The 17,754-nt window shown below is 67.8% G+C and carries 14 protein-coding genes; 8 read left to right on the top strand and 6 right to left on the bottom strand.

What is annotated here, in order from left to right:
- Positions 1–13 precede the first annotated feature (13 nt).
- The gene (locus tag MA876_RS02610; protein ID WP_248145807.1) at positions 14–2,839 is read left to right on the top strand and encodes an FAD-binding and (Fe-S)-binding domain-containing protein; all 2,826 of its coding nucleotides are present in this window, start codon (positions 14–16) and stop codon (positions 2,837–2,839) included.
- Between the two features lie 28 nt (positions 2,840–2,867).
- Here the strand turns inward: MA876_RS02610 and MA876_RS02605 are convergent, their stop codons facing one another.
- From MA876_RS02605 to MA876_RS02585, 5 genes are all read right to left on the bottom strand, one after another.
- The gene (locus tag MA876_RS02605; RefSeq protein WP_248145805.1) at positions 2,868–3,635 is read right to left on the bottom strand and encodes an IclR family transcriptional regulator; all 768 of its coding nucleotides are present in this window, start codon (positions 3,633–3,635) and stop codon (positions 2,868–2,870) included.
- Positions 3,632–4,381, bottom strand: a complete 750-nt coding sequence (locus MA876_RS02600) for an SDR family NAD(P)-dependent oxidoreductase (protein WP_248145804.1) — start codon at positions 4,379–4,381, stop codon at positions 3,632–3,634. Before MA876_RS02600 ends, MA876_RS02605 begins: the two co-directional genes overlap by 4 nt.
- Before the next feature lie 63 nt (positions 4,382–4,444).
- Positions 4,445–6,535 (bottom strand): alpha-galactosidase, encoded by a 2,091-nt coding sequence (locus MA876_RS02595; protein ID WP_248145803.1) that lies wholly within the window; start codon positions 6,533–6,535, stop codon positions 4,445–4,447.
- A complete protein-coding gene (locus MA876_RS02590) occupies positions 6,532–7,626 on the bottom strand; it encodes a Gfo/Idh/MocA family protein (RefSeq protein WP_248145802.1) in 1,095 nt (364 codons plus the stop codon). Before MA876_RS02590 ends, MA876_RS02595 begins: the two co-directional genes overlap by 4 nt.
- A complete protein-coding gene (locus tag MA876_RS02585) occupies positions 7,626–8,693 on the bottom strand; it encodes a Gfo/Idh/MocA family protein (protein WP_248145801.1) in 1,068 nt (355 codons plus the stop codon). The genes MA876_RS02590 and MA876_RS02585 overlap by 1 nt, the downstream gene beginning before the upstream one ends.
- 149 nt (positions 8,694–8,842) lie before the next feature.
- Between MA876_RS02585 and MA876_RS02580 the strand changes: the two genes are divergently transcribed.
- The 7 genes from MA876_RS02580 to MA876_RS02550 all read left to right on the top strand — a co-directional run bounded on the left by MA876_RS02580 (position 8,843) and on the right by MA876_RS02550 (position 15,433).
- Positions 8,843–9,559: a FadR/GntR family transcriptional regulator gene (locus tag MA876_RS02580; RefSeq protein WP_248145800.1), complete on the top strand. Its 717-nt coding sequence runs from the start codon at positions 8,843–8,845 to the stop codon at positions 9,557–9,559.
- Between the two features lie 158 nt (positions 9,560–9,717).
- On the top strand, positions 9,718–10,905 hold the full coding sequence (locus tag MA876_RS02575) for a mandelate racemase/muconate lactonizing enzyme family protein (RefSeq protein WP_248145799.1): 1,188 nt from the start codon (positions 9,718–9,720) through the stop codon (positions 10,903–10,905).
- Between the two features lie 43 nt (positions 10,906–10,948).
- Positions 10,949–12,268 (top strand): ABC transporter substrate-binding protein, encoded by a 1,320-nt coding sequence (locus MA876_RS02570; RefSeq protein ID WP_248145798.1) that lies wholly within the window; start codon positions 10,949–10,951, stop codon positions 12,266–12,268.
- Between the two features lie 8 nt (positions 12,269–12,276).
- A complete protein-coding gene (locus MA876_RS02565) occupies positions 12,277–13,206 on the top strand; it encodes a carbohydrate ABC transporter permease (RefSeq protein WP_248145797.1) in 930 nt (309 codons plus the stop codon).
- On the top strand, positions 13,203–14,105 hold the full coding sequence (locus MA876_RS19210; RefSeq protein ID WP_248145796.1) for a carbohydrate ABC transporter permease: 903 nt from the start codon (positions 13,203–13,205) through the stop codon (positions 14,103–14,105). Before MA876_RS02565 ends, MA876_RS19210 begins: the two co-directional genes overlap by 4 nt.
- Positions 14,102–15,046 carry an alpha/beta hydrolase gene (locus tag MA876_RS02555; RefSeq protein WP_248145794.1) on the top strand — a complete coding sequence of 315 codons (945 nt, stop codon included), beginning with the start codon at positions 14,102–14,104 and terminating at the stop codon, positions 15,044–15,046. The genes MA876_RS19210 and MA876_RS02555 overlap by 4 nt, the downstream gene beginning before the upstream one ends.
- 81 nt (positions 15,047–15,127) lie before the next feature.
- The gene (locus tag MA876_RS02550; RefSeq protein ID WP_248145793.1) at positions 15,128–15,433 is read left to right on the top strand and encodes an ArsR/SmtB family transcription factor; all 306 of its coding nucleotides are present in this window, start codon (positions 15,128–15,130) and stop codon (positions 15,431–15,433) included.
- 25 nt (positions 15,434–15,458) lie between these two features.
- Here the strand turns inward: MA876_RS02550 and helR are convergent, their stop codons facing one another.
- Positions 15,459–17,603 (bottom strand): RNA polymerase recycling motor ATPase HelR, encoded by a 2,145-nt coding sequence (gene helR / locus MA876_RS02545; protein WP_248145791.1) that lies wholly within the window; start codon positions 17,601–17,603, stop codon positions 15,459–15,461.
- Between the last annotated feature and the right edge of the window lie 151 nt (positions 17,604–17,754).

Raw genomic sequence — 17,754 nt, 5'->3', positions numbered from 1 at the left:
CGGAGGTCAGCGCATGACGACGGACACCATCGACCGCTCGGTGCCGTCGGCGATCGCCGAGGCGATGGGCGAAGCGTCCCGCATCAAGACGCGTGCGATCGATCGTGTCGCATATGCGAGCGACGCGTCGCACTACCTCTACACCCCGAAGGCGGTGCTGGTGGCGGAGGATGCCGCCGAGGTCGCGGCGATCCTGCGGGCGGCGACCACGAGCGGCTCTCGCGTGACGTTCCGGTCGGGTGGGACGAGTCTGTCGGGGCAGGCGTCGACCGATGAGCTCCTCGTCGACACGCGGAAGGGTTTCCGGCGGATCGATGTGCTCGACGGCGGTGCGCGAGTGCGGGTCCAGCCCGGTGCGACCGTGCGCCAGGTGAACCTGCGGCTGCTGCGGTACGGCTATCGCCTGGGCCCCGATCCGGCGAGCGAGGCGGCGTGCACGATCGGCGGAGTGGTCGCGAACAACTCCAGTGGCATGGCGTGCGGCATCACCGAGAACACGTATCGCACGCTCGAATCGCTGGTGTTCGTCCTGCCGTCGGGCACGATCGTCGATACGGCGGCGCCCGATGCTGACGCGCGACTGCATGCGAGCGAACCGGCGCTCGTCGGGGGTCTGCTGCGTCTGCAGCGGCGGGTGCGCGAGGACCCGGCATCCGTCGCGATGATCGAGCGGCAGTTCGCGATGAAGAACACGATGGGTTACGGGGTCAACGCGTTCCTGGACTTCGATTCGCCTGTCGAGGTGCTCATGCATCTGCTCATCGGGAGCGAGGGCACGCTCGCGTTCATCGCCGAGGCGACGTATCGCACGGTGCCGCTCAAGCCGAAGGTCACGACGGCGCTCGCGGTGTTCCGCACGCTGGATGACGCGACGCGCGCGCTACCGGACCTCGTGGCGACGGAGGCCGCGACACTGGAGCTGATGGATGCCACGAGCATCCGTGTCGGTCAGTCCTTCGCCGACGCACCCGCGCAGATCCTCGGCTTCGACGTGACAACCGAGGCCGCGCTGCTCGTCGAGTACCAGGCGTTGGAGGACGAGCGCCTCGTCGATCTCGCGGAGCGCGGCGCGGTCGTGCTCGGCGACAGTGCCCTCCGGGCGCCAACCGTCTTCTCGCCCGACGCGAAGGCCCGCGCGACCGCGTGGAAGCTGCGCAAGGGCCTGTACGCGACCGTCGCCGGCGCGCGCCCCTCGGGCACCACGGCGCTTCTCGAGGACATCGTGGTGCCGGTTCCGGCTCTCGCGTCGACGTGCGAGGCTCTGCAGGTGCTGTTCGAGCGGTACGCGTATCGCGACAGTGTGATCTTCGGGCATGCGAAGGACGGCAACATCCACTTCATGCTCACCGACCGGTTCGAGGGCGACGCGGCCCTCGAACGACTCGTCGGCTTCACGGATGAGATGGTCGCCCTCGTGCTCGACCACGGCGGCAACCTCAAGGCAGAGCACGGCACCGGCCGGGCGATGGCGCCGTTCGTGGAGCGCCAGTACGGCGCTGAGCTGTACGACGTCATGCGCGAGATCAAGCGGCTGTGCGACCCCGCCGGCATCCTGAATCCCGGTGTCATCATCGGCGATGACCCCGACGCCCACATCCGCAACATCAAGCTCGCAGAGCCCATCGAGGCCGAGGCCGACCGCTGCGTCGAGTGCGGCTACTGCGAACCGGTCTGCCCGTCGAAGGACCTCACCCTCACGCCGCGTCAGCGGATCGTCGTGCGCCGCGGGATCGCCACGGCCGAGGCATCCGGCGACCACGCCCTCGCCGCCGAGCTGGAACGCGACTACGACTACGCCGGCGTCGACACGTGCGCCGTCGACGGCATGTGCGTCACCGCATGCCCCGTGCTCATCAACACCGGATCGCTCGTCAAGCGCCTCCGCCGCGAAGACCAGAACCCTGTCCTCGCGACCGGGTGGAAGGCGGCGGCCAGGGCGTGGGGGCCCGTGACGCGCGCGGGATCCCTCGCGCTGACGGCAGCCGATGCGGTGCCCGCGGGGCTCGTCCGGACTGCGACGACGGTCGGCCGCGCCGTGTTCGGCGCCGACACCGTGCCGGAGTACACCGCGGACCTGCCCGGCGGCGGCGCACCCCGTCGCAAGCTCACGGGCACGATCGGCCCAGGCGAGACCGTCGCGGTCTACCTGCCCGCGTGCACGGGCAGCATGTTCGGCGCCGCAGCCGGCGGGATCGGCGTGACCGAGGCGTTCCGACGCCTCGTCGAACGCGCCGGCGTCAGCGTGATCGTGCCCGACGGCATCGAGTCCCTCTGCTGCTCGACGCCGTGGACGTCGAAGGGGTACACCGGCGGACGCGAGGTCATGGCGGCGCGGGTGATCACGGCCGTGCGCGACGCATCCCGCGACGGTGAGCTCGTCATCGTGAGCGACGGCGCGAGCTGCACCGAAGGCTTCGCGCACCTCTTCGACGACGCCGGACTCGCGTATCGGACCGAGGACGCGGTCGCCTTCGTCGCCCGCGCCGTGCTCCCCGCGTTGGGCGACTTCTCACCGCTTGTCGACTCGCTCCTGCTGCATCCGACCTGCTCCTCGACGCAGATGGGACTGGGGCCGGCGCTGCTCGCTGTCGGGGAAGCCGTCTCACGGCACGTGACCGTGCCGGAGGCGTGGGGATGCTGCGGCTTCGCCGGCGATCGCGGGATGCTGCATCCCGAACTCACCGCGTCGGCGACCGCCGCCGAAGCTGCCGAGGTGAAGACGATCGGCGCGGACGCGCACGCGTCCTGCAACCGCACGTGCGAGATCGGCATGACGCGCGCGACCGGCGAAGAGTACCGCCACCTCCTCGAGCTCCTCGAAGAGGCGACCCGCGGCTGAGTGACTCGGACGCGCACGAGCCGGTGCGTCAGGCGGTACGCGGATCCGCGGTGATAGCGCGGACCTCGTCCACCCGCGCGACGAGCTCTGCGAGCGGGAGGCGGAACGCCACTGCGCTCACGCTCACCGCGCCGCGTGCCGGAAGGTCGTCGCCGAGTCGCAGCGGCACCGCGACGCAGTTGACGCCGGGTTCGTTCTCCTGGTCGTCGACGGCATAGCCGAGCTCGCGGATCCGCTGCAGCTCCGCCCACAGTGCGGCCGGATCGGTCTCGGTGCGCGGAGTTCGCTTCTCGAGCGGCTGCTCGCCGACCACTCGGCGGAGTTCCGACTCGGAGCGCACGGTGTCGGCGAGCAGCAGCTTGCCCACCGCTGTCCGATACGCGGGATTGCGACCGCCGACGACGGACGTGAGGCGCATCGCGCCGGCGGGAGGGTCGACCTTCGCGCGATAGACCACGTCCGGCCCCTCGAGAACGGCGTAGTGCGCCGTCTCGCCGAACCGCTCGCTGAGGGCGCGCAGAATCGGCTCCACGAGCGCCGCGTCCGGCCGCGCGGCGTAGTTCTCGAACGCGAGACGGATGAACTCGTCGCCCAGTACGTAGACGCCGCGACTCAGCTGCGTCGCGAGGCGGGCGGTGCGCAGTGAGGTCAGTGCGCGGTGGATCGTCGACTTGGGACTCTGCAGCGCTTGCGTGAGCTCGTCGAGGGTCGCACCTGCGGGATGCTCGGCGAGCTCGATCAGCACCGCGAGCACGCGGTCCGAGCCGACGAGCTTGGCGACCTCGGGTGAACTCATACGCGGACCGATCGCATGCCGCCGTCGACCGAGAGGATCGTGCCGGTCGTCGAGGCGGCGCGGGGAGAGGCGAGGGACGCCACGGCCCACGCGACCTCGTCGGCGCTCACGAGCCGACCCATCGGCTGGCGCTTGCGCAGTGCTTCGGCCGCGGCATCCGGCGATTCCGCTGCTTCGAGCAGGCGTGCGACCCACGGAGTGTCGGCTGTGCCGGGCGAGACGGCGTTGACCCGGATGCCGTCGGCGAGGTGGTCGGCCGCCATCGCGAGCGTGAGTGCCGCGACGGCCCCCTTCGTCGACGCGTAGAGGGCGCGGTCCTTCACGCCGACGTGCGCGACGACCGAGGCGGTATTGACGATGGATGCCGCATCCGACCGACGCAACCAGGGCAGGCATGCGCGGGTCATGCGTGCGATGCCGACGACGTTGACGTCCCAGACCCGGTGCCACTCGTCATCGTCGTTCGCGGTGATGTTGCCCGCGGCGCCGATCCCCGCGTTGTTGATCAGGACGTCGATGCCACCGAGCTGGGTGGCGATCGTCTGCACGGCCGCGACCACCGTCGCGTCGTCGGTGACATCCGCTTCGATTGCGAGCATGCCCGGTGGGATCTCGCCCAGCTGCCGGTCGATGATCGCGACGCGCGAGCCTCGCGCCGAGAGCTCGTTCGCGATGGCGGCGCCGATCCCGCTGGCCCCACCGGTGACGACGGCGACGAGTCCTTCGAAGTCCTGGGCATCCGACATGCGTTCAGCATATCGGAGCACCGTTCCATTTAACGGTGACAGCCGAGCTCCGCTCCCACGCTGTCAGCCGATTCGGATCAGGCGCGCCGACAGCGATTCGGTCAGCGTGACGACGAGCGCACGGGATTGAGAATCCCACTCGAGTCCCGTCGCGACGTCCGTCGGAAAGAGGACCTCGGCGGTGGCTTCGCCCACCCATCGGTCGAGCGGGATCCGGATGGACTCGGCGTGCCCGCCGCGGCGCCATACCGCGAGCAGCACGCCGCGGTCGTCGACGAGTCCCTGGACGACCCACCGGTCGTACCAGCCAGGCAGCCCGAACGGCCAGATCGGTGTCATGCGCGGGATTCGCTCGCGATAGGTGCGGTACACGCGCATCGCCTCCGCGACGGTGCCGAGCTGCCCGTCATCCAGCTTCCACATTCCGCCGCTGAGTTGCGGGCGCGCGAGCAGTCCGTTGACGATCGAGAATCGCAGTTCCTCGACCCCGAACTCCGGCTGTGGGTAGACCCACACGGCGGCCTGCTCCGGCGTCACACCGCTCGGCGCGCCGGCGGCGATCGTCGCGTACCGGACGTGGTCCACTTGATCGCTCGTCGAGAGGATCGAGAACTCGGCGAGTGACGCGTAGTCGATCCGAGCGCCGCCACTCGAGCAGTTCTCGATGACGAGGTCGGGATGACGGTCGAAGAGTCCGCGGATCCAAGCGAGGAACGCGCGGTGATGTTCGAGCATCGCGTCGCCCGCGCTGTCTGCGCCGAGGTCGGTGCCGATCCCGCCGTTGATGTTGTAGTCGAACTTGAAGTACTCGACGCCATAGTCGGCGACGAGCCGGTCGACGACCGCGTCGAGTCGCTCGATCACTGCGGGCGAGCGGAAGTCGAGCTGGTGCCGCCCTTGGCTGTCGATGCGCTCGCCGTGCCGATGGAAGAAGGCTGAGTCGGGCAGTAGCGCGGCGATCGGGCTCTCGACACCGACGACGTCGGGTTCGAGCCAGAGCCCCGGCTTCATCCCGGCCGCGCGGATCTCGTCGAACATCCGCGCGAAGCCGTTCGGGAAGCGCACCGACGATTCGACCCACTCGCCGACGGTGTTCCACCAGCTGGGCTCGTCGGCGTACCAGCCGGCGTCGATGCAGAAGTACTCGCTCCCCGCGGACGCGGCGGCGGCGATGACCGGCAGGAGCTTCTCCTCCGTCGGATCGGCCATGAGCGAGTTCATGAAGTCGTTGAAGACGATGGGCAGATCGACGTCGTCAGCGTTTGGTCGACGGATACGTCGCCGATACTCGGTGAGCGGCCGCAGGGCATCCTCGAGCCTGCCGGGAGTGCACGCGATCGCGAGTGGAACCGACGTGAACGACTCCCCGGGCGCGAGCACGCGGTGCCAGTGGTGCTCCTGATCGTTCGGACCGCCGGCGGAGAGGTAGACGGCCGCGCGATGGTCGCCGACCTCCCACTGCCAGGATCCGTTCGCCTCGATCTGCCACGCCCAGGTGCGATCGCCGGCGAGGTCTTCGAGAGCACCCATGGGCAGGTACTCGGTCGTGGACTGGGTGCCGACGCTCGACACCGAGATGCGCGACTTCGAAGAGTGCACCGACTCCTCGGTGAACCCGACATCGACGATGCCGAGCGAGGGCAGCGAATGCTCGGTCCAGTTGAACTCGGCGAACAGCGTGTTGTGCGGAATCCGTAGGCGGGTCTTCTCGCGCCACGCTTCATCGCGGAATCGCACGAATCCATTGAGCGTGAGCGTCGAAAGATGCTCCACTGTGATGGGGGCGTCCCCGGCGTTGACAACGGTCTGTTCGACACGGATGACCGGAAGCTCGCCGAACACGGTGAACCGGGACCGCAGTTCCACTCCGGCCGCCGTCCGCTGCACAACCTCGAGAGTCGACACATCACCTGCGTCGGTGACGACGTGCTCGACGTAGCGCAACTCCTCGGACGTGCCCAGGCCGACGTGACGCTGGCCCTGGGGGAGTCGTCCACCGGCGACGAGCACTTCGGCGGGTGGCGTCGCGATGAACTTCGGGATGTCCTCAGCCGCACGACCGCCGACGTCGAGGCCCACGATGACGGCGGGGCCGTCCCCGATCGCGATCCGCAGTGTGACAGCCGTATTGCCCCACGCGAAGATCTCGCTCACGTCGAACTCTTCCCGAGGACGCTGAGCGCGTCTCCCCACGGAACGTCTTCGACCCGTAGCGTCGCACCGCCCTGCACGGCCTCGTTGATCGTCAGGCTCAGTAGCTGGTCGTGGCAACCATCCGCCACGCCATAGAAGGATTCGCCGCCGGCGGCGTACAGTCCCATGCGACGCATGACCTCGGCGACGGCGACTTCATCGTCGTTGAGGCGGGCGCCGCGGAAGGGGTTCGCCCAGACCGTGTCGTCCCCCCAGGAGATCGAGTCGACGAACCAGCCTTCGAGATCGCCGTCGATTCCGGTGGCCGACCGTTGAAGGCTTCCCGTCGTCGCTCGACGAGGACCCGTCACGTAGGAGACCCGGTCGTCCGAGATCTGCCCGCGCAGTCCGTACACCTCGATGTGCCGGGGACGGATGGGAGAGAAGTACTGCTCGAAGTCGAATTCGTACAGGCCCGTCCGGCCGGCGAAGTCGAGCCGTGCGAACACGCGACCCGCGTCGTACTCGGCGAGTTCGTCGTTCCAGTCATCGCGACCCCGCGCCGACGTCGCCGGGACCGTCGCCGCCCAGCCGCTCACGTCGACAGGATCGAACCCGGCACCCAGGAAAGCGCGGATGAGGCTCACGCCGTGGTAGCCGTGCGCGAGCGAAACCCGCACGAGTGAGACGGGGCCGAGTCGCTCCGACTCCGTGATGGCGAGGCGAGCGGCGATGTGCGGCTGGAATCTGTACTGCTCCGCGACCTGCACACGGAGGTCGGCGACGTCCTGGTAGAACGCGAACAGCGACTCCTTCGTGGGTGCGGGGGGAGTCTCGGTGAGGACCGCGTGGCCGTCTCGCGCGAGGGCGACGGTCAGAGCCGGCGCGGTGTCGGGAGGAGTCGCGACCACGATGTAGTCGTATTCGCCTCGCCGGAACTCATCGAAGGAGGTGGTCGCGGGTACGCCCCACACGGCGCCGACACGCTCGACCGACGCATCCGTCCTCGTCAGAACGCGCGTGACCTCGAAGTGCTCCGGCAGAAATGACGCCGCCCGCAGGAAGTACTCGCCACGCCAGCTCGCGCCGACGATGCCGATACGAGAGGGCATCAGAGCTCCCGTCCGTTGCGCCCGCCACCCGAACCCGAGTACGGCGCGCCTGGAAACCAGTCTTCCGGACGTCGCGGCTGATCGCCGTCGATGGGCAGCAGCACCGCGCCGTGCACCCGTGCGGACTCGTAGGCCGCCTCCACCACCTCGAGAGCCTGGAGAGATGAGTCAGGGACGCTGTAGTCCCGTGAGCCGTCGCGGATCTGGCGAGCGAGGAACTCCAGGTGCCGACGGTGTCCGCTGACCTCGAACGGCTCGACGTCTACACGGACCCGGTCGTTCCTCGGCGTGACGAGCGTGTAGTGGCCCTCGTAGGCGCCGAACTCGATGAAGCCGTTGTCGCCGATGATGCGGAACAACGCGACGGTATCGTTGCGGGACATCGGCACGCGATCGCCCGTGTGCATGAGGAGACGGACACCTGACGCCGTGCGCGCGAGCGTGATCGCGTCGGTCTCGACCTGCATGCCATCACGGAAGGTACGCGTCGAGGCGTCAGCGGCCGCGAGCACGAACTCCACGTCGTCAGCCCCTGTGAGCGAGATGAAGAACTGCAGCCAGTGGATTCCGGCATTGATGATGTCCCAGTTGGTGCACTCGATCTCCACGACGCGGAGCGGGCCGATGGCTCCATCGCGAACCTGCTGGACGATCTGCAGCGCCGCCGACTGCGCCATGAGTCCGTGGGGTACGACGACGGGAAGGCCCGCGGACTTGATGAGGCGAAGGATCTCCCTGCCTGCGGCCGTCGTGTCGCCGAGCGGCTTCTCGACGAGCAGTCCGGAGATGCCGGGGATCGCGAGCGCAGCCGTCGTCAGCGGAAGGTGAGTCGGGGCGTACGTCGAGACGCAGACGACGTCGGTGGGGGTCGAGGCGAACATCTCGTCCGCGGATGTGAAGGTGCGAATATCGGGATCCTTCTCGCGCACGCGCTCGAGCGCAGCCTCGCTCATGTCCGCGACGGCGACGAGGCGGAAGTCCTCGGACGCCAGCAACGCGTCGATGCTCAGCGTCCCGCCCGCACCGGCACCGATGACGGCCGCTGAAAGGGGCCCTGCGTTGGTCATGTTCTCCTCCTTGAGAGACGGCAGGCGGCATCGCCCGCCAACGTTTTCTCGCTGACTCTATCTGATAGGTTGAATCCGTCAAGTCACAATTCATGACGACGACTCGTCACGTACGCGCCATACTTTGGAGAAGTCGATTGAGGACCAGGATGACCTACGACAAGGATGCCGAGGGCGACGCTGACATCAGCCCGATGCGGCGGGTCGTCGAGCGGGTCGAGTCGCTCGTCTTCGACGAGCTCCAGCCCGGCCACGAGCTCCCCTCCGAGGGAGCTCTCGCACAGGACCTCGGTGTGAGTCGCCTCACCGTGCGCGAAGGGATGCGACAACTCAGCGCGCGTGGTCTCATCGAAGTCCACAATGGCCGGAAGCCCGTTGTGGCGTCGCCCAACGGCAAGGGCGTGGGCGACTTCTTCCGCAGCGCCATCCGCCGAGATCCGCGGTCGCTCCTCGATCTGCTCGAGGTCCGACAGGCGCTCGAAGTGCACATCGCCGTTCTCGCCGCCCGGAATGCGAGTCGCGCCAGCGTCACATCCATGCAACTCGCGATCGACGACATGCGTCGGAGTATCGATAACCACGACGAGTTCAACGAGGCCGACATCCATTTCCACGAGTTGCTGGCCGCAGCCACGGGCAATCAGATGCTGTCGATCCTGATCGAGGAGCTCTCGGACTCGCAGCGCACCTCTCGCATCCAGAGTCAACTCGGCCATGAGAGGCTCGGGGGCAAGCTCGACGAAGTCCTCGAGCAGCACGCCCGCATCCTGGAGTGCGTTGAGGCGCGCGATGAAGCCGGCGCTGCGGTGGCCATGCGCGGTCACCTGAGAAGCACAGAGAAGGACTTGCGCGCAGCGCTCCGCTGACACGTGCGAACCACGCACGTTGTGTTGCGGCGGTTCGGCCTGCCCTCCTGCAGCGCCGCCGAACTCTCGCTGCAACCTATTGTTGACTTTTGCACTGACCTATCTGATACTTTCGACATCCGGCTGAGTCGCGCCGGTATGAGTACGAGGTGAAATCGATGAAGATTGCCCGGATCGTCACGACGGTCGTCGGAACCCCCTGGCGTGAGCTCACGTTCGTCGAGCTCGAGACCGACGACGGCCGCGTCGGCGTCGGAGAAGTGCGGATGGTCAACAAGACCGAGACCCTGCTCGCGGCGATCCGAGAACTCGGCGATCGCTACGTCATCGGGTCCGATCCGTTCGATGTCGAGCGCATCGCCTGGGGTGTTCAGTGGACGGAGTACGGCCGTGCCGGCGAGGTGGCTCAGTCGGCGCTTGCTGCGATCGACATCGCATGTTGGGATCTGATCGGCCAGGCCACGGGTCAGCCGGTGTGGCGTCTGCTCGGCGGACGCTTCCGAGACGCCGTGCCGGCATATGCCAATGGGTGGTACCAGGGCGATCGCGAGCCCGCCGCGATCGCGGACCTCGCTCGCACGGTGGTCGACCGCGGATACCGCGCACTCAAGCTCGACCCTTTCGGTGCGGCCACTGCTGACCTCAGCGCCGGGGAGCTTGCACGATCCGTGTCCATAGTGGAAGCGGTGCGCGGCGCCGTCGGCGATGACGTCGCCATCCTGGTCGAGATGCATGGTCGGTTCCGTTCGGCCACAGCAGCGCGCGTCGCCCGCGCCCTGGACCACCTCCAGCCCGGATGGCTCGAGGAGCCGGTTCCGCCGGGCAATGTGGTCGGACTTCGGAACGTACGGACGGCCACGACGCTGCCGATCGCGACGGGTGAGCGCATCCACTCCCTGGACGACGTAGCGCCGCTTCTGGAGCAGGGGCTGGTCGACACGCTCCAGACCGACCTCACCCACTTCGGCGGATTCACCGGACTCCGCAAGCTCGCCGGATGGGCTGCGGCGTACAACGTGCCGCTGGCGCCACACAACGTCTGCGGACCGGTCGGAACGATGGCCAATGTCCACTTCGCCGTGGCGACGCCGAACTTCCAAGTGCTGGAGCACTTCAACGACTTCGCCGACAGCTGGGTGCTCGACCTGGTCGACGGCGCACCGTCCGTGGATCAGGCGACGGGGGCTTTCAGCGTCCCCGAGGCACCGGGACTCGGTGTCAGGCTCGATCGCGAGGCGGCCGCCGAGCATCCCAGCAACGGAGCCACCTTCAATCTGTTCGCCGTCGGGTGGGAGCGCCGCGAGGGCACCGCGCTCCACTCGACCCCTGTCGCAGTCAACCCCTGAGAAGGAAAACGCGCGTCCTGCGCACACACAGAAAGAGAAACGAATGCAACGAGGCATCACGCGGTCGCTGGGGATCGCCGCAGCGGCGATCTTCGCCGTCACTCTCACCTCCTGTGCCGGGTCCAGCGGCACGCCATCGGACGACGGTGAAGAAACCGGAACGATCGTCGTCTGGGACCTCCTGGTCGGCAGTGACGAGAACTGGAAAGCCGTCATGGACCAGGTCGACGAGGAATTCGAAGCCGATCACCCCGGTATCGAGATCGATCGCGTCGCACAGCCTGCCGATCCGACGGTCATCAAGCAGCTCATGCAGGCCGCCGCGCAGTCCAAGAGCGGACCCGACCTCATCATGATCTGGGCGTGGGGCGATGTGCTGACGCTGAAGCCGTCGCTCGCGCCGATCGACGAGTACATCTCGGATGAAGCGCGCGACAGCCTGGCCGGATGGGAGGGAGTCACCTTCGACGACGCGACGTACGGAGTGCCGATCGGCCTGCAGGGCCTGGGAATCTCCTACAACGCGGCGCTCTACGAGCAGGCCGGTCTCGACCCCGAGTCCCCGCCGACCTCCGTCGACGAGCTCGTCGACGCGTGTTCGGCGCTGAACGACGCCGGGATCACCCCGATCGGCGGCGGCAACAAAGAGGGATACCTGAGTGGATGGACGTACTCGACCCTCTTCGCCGGCACCGCGACGGCCGATGAGGCCGCGGCTCTCGCGAGCTACGAGAGCCCGATGAACGAGCCTCCGATCTCGACTGCCGTGGACGGTGTCATGGAGCTCGTGGATGAAGAGTGCTTCGACCCGAACATGCCCGCGACGCCGTGGTATCCGGATGGCTTCGAGAAGTTCCAGACGGGACAGGCGGCGATGCAGTTCACGATCTACAGCCAGTTCGGGTACATGCTCGACCCGACCATCGGGCCCGACGTCCGGTTCATCCCGTCCATCGCGAACACGCGGGAGCCCGAGTTCCTCCCGGCCGGCGCCATGAACGTGTGGGCGGTGACCGACTTCTCCAAGCACAAGAAGGTGGCAGCCGAGCTGGCGCTCTTCCAGGAGACGACGAAGTTCCAGCAGGAGCGGCTCGACACGGCCGGGTACTTCCCGAACAACAAGGGCGTCACCTTCGACGAGTTCCTCACGACGCACGAAGGGGCGACCGCACTGGTCGACAGTCTGCAGGGCGGCATCAAGACGTTCCTCCCCGCACACAACATGCAGGATGCGAAGACGAACGACATCTTCCAGACTCAGATCGAACTCGCGATGCTGGGCGAGGCGACGACGCAAGAGGCGCTCGATGCGGCTGAAGCGTCGCGGCAGGAGCAGTTCCCCGTGCTCATGGGAACGGAGTGAGGTAGCGGATGACTGAGACGATGACGAGCAAGCGCCGGGTGAGGAGATACTCGTCGCTGGGAAACCTGGCTCTTTTCCTGGCGCCGGCGCTGCTCGTCATCGCTCTGCTGCGCGTCTGGCCGGTGATGCAGGGCGTAGGAATCGCATTCACGCGGTGGGACGGCATCAGACCCCCGGTCTTCAACGGGATCGACAACTTCACCCGCATGCTGTCGGACCCGATCCTGCTCACGGCGCTGGGGAACACCGGGAAGATCCTGATCCTCGCTCCGATCTGGATCCTGGTGCCGCTTCTGCTCGCCGCGGCGATCCAGGATCGCATTCCGGGAGCATCTGCATTCAAGATCGCCTACGTCCTGCCTGTCCTGGTCTCGCCGGCGGTGATCGGAGTCCTTTTCGTCATCATCCTGGGACCAGACGGTCCGCTCAACACCGCACTGCGGAGCATCGGGCTCGGGTTCCTCGCGAACAACTGGACCGTGGACACGGATCTGGTGATGTGGATCGTCGCGGGCATGGTCATCTGGTCGAGCTTCGGACTCGGCGTACTCCTCTTCACCGCGGCTCTCGCGTCCGTCGATGAGAGCCTCTACGAAGCGGCGCGCATCGACGGCGCGACCTGGCTGCAGCGCTTCTGGTACGTCACCGTGCCGTCCGTGCGGGGCGTCCTCGAGTACTGGACGGTGATGGTCGTCATCATGGCGTTCTCGTCGGCCATCGTCCTCGGTTACGCCTTCTCTCAAGGCGGTCCGGGATATGCGTCCACGACGGTCGACCTCTTCATCTACAACCAGGCGTTCCGATACGGCGCGCCGGGGTACGCGACAGCGGTCGGGATCACGCTGTTCCTCCTGATCGGAGTGCTCCTCGTGACGTTCCTTCAGCTCACGCGTCGCCGCGGCGACGCCCAATTCGACGATTCGGGGACCCCGCTGTGACCGCGACTCTCACACCGGTGCTGGCCGACGAGGACCAGCCTCCCCCGCTCGCGAACCGTCGTCGGAGGCGACGGATGTCGCCGACCACGTTCGTCGTCGTCATCGTGTGCGGAGCGATCGCGGCTTCGACGGTGTACCCGTTCCTCTTCATGACCTTCACGGCGCTCAAGACCCCCGAGGACTATGTAGCCAACAAACTCGGTCTGCCGATCCCCCCGACGTTCGAGAACTTCGCGACCGCGCTCTCGGGCACCCTCGGTGTCTCGTTCATCAACAGTGTCATCACCGTCGGCGCGGGAACGATCCTCACCGTCGTGCTGGGGTGCATGGCTGGCTTCGCGTTCGCATTCCTGCGCTTCCCGTTCCGGGGCGCACTTCTGCGCATCATCATGATCATCATGGTGCTGCCGATCACCGTGCTGATTCCGCCCATCTTCAAAGTGATCCTCGATATCGGACTCGTGAACACGTACGCAGGCCTCATCCTGCTCTACGTGGGGATCAGCATCCCCGCCGGCGTCTACATGATGGCGACGTTCTTCATGGCAGTTCCGAAGGAACTGGTCGAGTCAGCCCGCATCGACGGAGCATCCGCATTCCGCATCTTCTTCAGCATCGCGGTTCCCCTTGCGCGTCCGGCGTTCATCACCCTCGGGACCTTCACCTTCCTCGGGCTCTGGAACGAACTGCTCTTCGCGCTCCTCATCATGTCGTCGCCCGAGCAGCGCACTCTCCCCGTGGCGATCACGCTGCTTCGCCAGAGCGTCCAGAACCCGACGCTCGTGCAGGATGCCATCATCGCGGCAGGTCTGCTCATGTCAGCAGCGCTGCCGTTCTTCCTCTTCATCCTGTTCAACCGCCAGATCACGCAGGGCATGGTCGCGGGAGCCCTCAAGTGACCCCGCTCGGGCCGCCGATCGCCGCGGAACTGCGGCCGTTCCTGCCAGAGATCGCCGCGGAGCGGCCGTTCATGGACGGCCCCGAAGGAGTCGGCAAGCTGCGCGCCGCCATGGCCGAGTTCGAGGAGTCCGTGGATGCGGTCGCCGCGGAGACAGGCGCGCACATCGCTGAACTTCGCGTCGACGGCGTCCCCGTGATCGTGATCACTCCGGCCGATCTCGAAGGACGTGTCGGGGCCGTCCTCAACGTCCACGGCGGCGGGCTCGTCGCAGGGAGCCATCGATCGGTTCTCGGGGCGAACGCCCGCACCGCCATCGAGCTCGAATGCGTCATGGTGCTGCCCGACTACCGGCTCGCACCCGAGCATCCGTACCCTGCCGGTCTCGACGACGTGGAGACCGTCTGGGAATGGCTGCGGACCGGCGGGGCCGGCCGCGGTGTGGACGTCGATCGCATCGTCGTGATGGGAGGCAGTGCAGGCGGCTGCCTGTCGGCGGGACTTCTCGTCCGCCTCACCGGCAAGGGTGGGCAGCTGCCGCGAGCACTCGTGCTCGTGCAGCCCCAGCTCGACGATCGAAACGTCCACCCGTCGACTTTCGAGCTCGAGCATGCCTACTTCTGGGATCGGCCCTCCAACCTGTACTCGTGGTCGGTGTACCTCGCGGGCACCGACATCGTGCCCGCTGAGGCCGCACCCGCGCGAGCCCACGACCTCTCCGGCTTTCCCCCGACCTTCATCGAGATCGGTCAAGTCGACATCTTCCGCGATGAGGGGCTCGAGTTCGCTGCGCGCCTGAGTCATGCCGGCGTCCCTGTGGAGGCGCACATGTGGGCTGGCGCCTTCCACGGGTTCGACGGTCTGATCGAGGCTTCGGTCTCCCGACGCGCCGTGGCGGCAAGGAGGGAGTTCCTGCGTGACCAGCTCAACGCCCGAGGGTGAGCGGGCGGCTGAGACAGCGTGACCCCTCGGGCGACGGGCTCGGTGGTCGACGAGCCACGGGCGATCGTGATGAATGAAGAGTTGAGTGACGAGAGTCGACTCGTTCGACAGTTCCAGGCGCTCGCGTTCGACGAGCGCCTGGTGTTGATGTCACTCCTGCGTGATGCCCAGCGTGACGAGGGCAGAGGTTTGTCGATCACCGAGCTCGCTGAGGCAGCGGGCACGTCGAGGTTCACGACGTCGCGGCATCTCGGCGTGCTCCGGACGGCGGGCATGGTCAGTGCCGCGCGTGTCGGCACGCGGCGCGTCCACACCATCAGATTCGCCGCACTCGCAGGCATCGAGGACTGGGTCTATGCGTTCACTGAAGTGGCGACGACGGCGTGATGAGCGCGGGCCCAGGTCATCCCGGTCAGTCGAGGACGACCAGTCGCTGGGTCGCTCGGGTCATCGCTACGTAGCGGTCGACAGCCCCCTCGATTCCCGTGCCGTACGACTCCGGGGCGATGAGCACGACGAGGTCGAACTCGAGTCCCTTCGCGAGCTCGGGCGTGAGAACGCGCACGCGCGCGGACGGCGGGAGCGGGGCATCCTGGACACCCTCCGCGACGATGATGCACGCGACGCCGTCCTCCTCCTCGGTAAGCCAGTCGGCGAGGATGCCGTCCAGGTCCGACACGTCGCCGTGGCGCACGGGGTGACCGCTTCGGCGCACGGACGTGGGCACGTTGGCGTCCGGCAGCGCGGCGCGGATGATGGGCTCCGCCTCGCGCATGACCTCCTCGGGCGTTCGGTAGTTGACGGTGAGGCTCGAGACATCGACGCGGGTGAGACCCACGCGCTCGAGGCGCTCGCGCCAGGACTCGCGGAACCCGTGGCGGGCCTGCGCGCGGTCCCCGACGATCGTGAAGCTCCGCGACGGGCAGCGGTCGATGAGCATCCGCCACTGCGCATCCGTGAGCTCCTGGGCCTCGTCCACGATGATGTGCGCGAACGGCCCCGCGAGCAGGTCGGGGTCGGCTGAAGGCAGGACAGCTTCGTCGTCGAGGGAGTTCTGCGCATCGTCGCCCCGGAGCATGGACATGAGCTTCAGATCGCCGTCGTCCGCCGCGATGAGGTGGTCGACGACAGCGGAGCGTCGCTCACGCTCCGCGGCGCGAGTGGCCTCGGCACGGATGCGGCGCCGTACCTCCGCGGGATCCCCGATGCGCCTGCGAGCGGCGTCGAGGATCGGCAGATCCGACACCGTCCACGCCCGCGGATCCTCCCGCTGAAGCGCAGCGACGTCGTCCGGTGAGAGCGAGGGCGCACAGCGGCGCAGGTATGCGGGCACCGAGTACAGGTCGGCGACGACGACGGACGCCTCGAGCAGCGGCCACGCGCGGGTGAAGACCCGCCCGAGCTCTTCGTGGCGCGCGAGGGTCCGGCGCAGGAGTGGACGGGGCACCTCTGGATCGTCGAGCTGATCCATCAGGATCTCGAGGACTTCCTCCCAGACCTGATCGCGCGCGTCGTTGTGGGTCGCGCCCGGCTCCGCCGCACGGAAGGCGTCCGCCCACTCCGCGGCCGTGATCGTCAGATCGGCCCACGGCGTGGAGACGACGAGGTCCTCGGTCGGCGGTTCTTCATACAGTCGGACGGCGGGCTCGATCGCGTCGAACAGCGCACCGCGGCTCTTGAGCTCCGCCACGCGGGGGTTGGCTTCGATCGTCGCGGCGGCACCCTCTTCGACGAAGTCCCGCATCGTGCAGGTGAGCACGCCCTCCTCGCCGAGGCTCGGGAGGACGTCCGACACGTAGGCGAGGTACGGCTCGTGCGGCCCGACGAACAGGAGTCGCCCCCGGCCCGGTCCGAGCCGCGGGTCGGCATAGAGCAGGTACGCCGCGCGGTGCAGCGCGACGACGGTCTTACCGGTTCCGGGGCCCCCGTCGACGACGAGGGCCCCGTTCGCGGAGGCTCGGACGATGGCATCCTGATCCGTCTGGATCGTGCTCAGCACATCGCGCATGCGGGCGGAACGCGAACCGCCGAGGCTCGCGATGAACGCCGACTCGTCGTCGGGCGAGACGTGCACGCCGGATGCCGCCGGGGTCAGGATCTCGTCCCAGTAGTCCGTGATGCGCCCCCGCGTCCAGCGGTACCGCCGTCGGCTCGACACCCCGAGCGGGTGCGCGGGCGTCGCCGCGAAGAACGGCTCCGCGGCGGGGGAGCGCCAGTCCACGAGCAGGAGGCGCCCCGCGGCAGTCGTCAGCCCCAGGCGTCCGACGTAGACCGACTCGTCTTCCGTCACGAAGCGCCCGAGGCAGATGTCGACGCTGTAGCGACGCAGCGTCCGCAGGCGTGCGCTCAGGCGATGGATCTCGAGGTCGCGCTCGAGGGCCGCCTCGCCGGATCGTCCCGGCTCGCGTCGCAGACGGGCCTGCCGCTCTTCGATGCCGGCGATCTCGTCGGTGAGGCTGTCGGCGATCTCAGCGAACCGCTGCTCGTCCGCTGCGATGAGCGCGGGGTCGGCTTTCGCGGCGAGGCGAGCAGGCAGGGCGAAGACGGGGGTGGTCACGTGGCGGCTCCGTTCTCGTGCGCGCAGGCGATGGAACTTCGACGGAGCTCAGTCGAACTGCCGCGGCACGGCCGACCAGTATGCGCCCGCGAGGGGGCCTTGCGGCAAGCCCCTCCCGTCGCCGTATCCTGGAAGTGGCAGGGAGCCCGGC

This window comes from Microbacterium aoyamense, from assembly GCF_023155855.1.
Lineage (GTDB): Bacteria > Actinomycetota > Actinomycetes > Actinomycetales > Microbacteriaceae > Microbacterium > Microbacterium aoyamense.
This window is presented reverse-complemented; position numbering and strand designations above follow the sequence as displayed.

Coding starts and splice junctions, on each gene's coding strand:
- MA876_RS02575 (WP_248145799.1), top strand. CDS start 9,718: ATGAAGATTGCCCGGATCGTCACGACGGTCGTCGGAACCCCCTGGCGT.
- MA876_RS02580 (WP_248145800.1), top strand. CDS start 8,843: ATGACCTACGACAAGGATGCCGAGGGCGACGCTGACATCAGCCCGATG.
- MA876_RS02600 (WP_248145804.1), bottom strand. CDS start 4,381: ATGTCGGATGCCCAGGACTTCGAAGGACTCGTCGCCGTCGTCACCGGT.
- MA876_RS02610 (WP_248145807.1), top strand. CDS start 14: ATGACGACGGACACCATCGACCGCTCGGTGCCGTCGGCGATCGCCGAG.
- MA876_RS02605 (WP_248145805.1), bottom strand. CDS start 3,635: ATGAGTTCACCCGAGGTCGCCAAGCTCGTCGGCTCGGACCGCGTGCTC.
- MA876_RS02565 (WP_248145797.1), top strand. CDS start 12,277: ATGACTGAGACGATGACGAGCAAGCGCCGGGTGAGGAGATACTCGTCG.
- MA876_RS02585 (WP_248145801.1), bottom strand. CDS start 8,693: ATGACCAACGCAGGGCCCCTTTCAGCGGCCGTCATCGGTGCCGGTGCG.
- MA876_RS02570 (WP_248145798.1), top strand. CDS start 10,949: ATGCAACGAGGCATCACGCGGTCGCTGGGGATCGCCGCAGCGGCGATC.
- MA876_RS02590 (WP_248145802.1), bottom strand. CDS start 7,626: ATGCCCTCTCGTATCGGCATCGTCGGCGCGAGCTGGCGTGGCGAGTAC.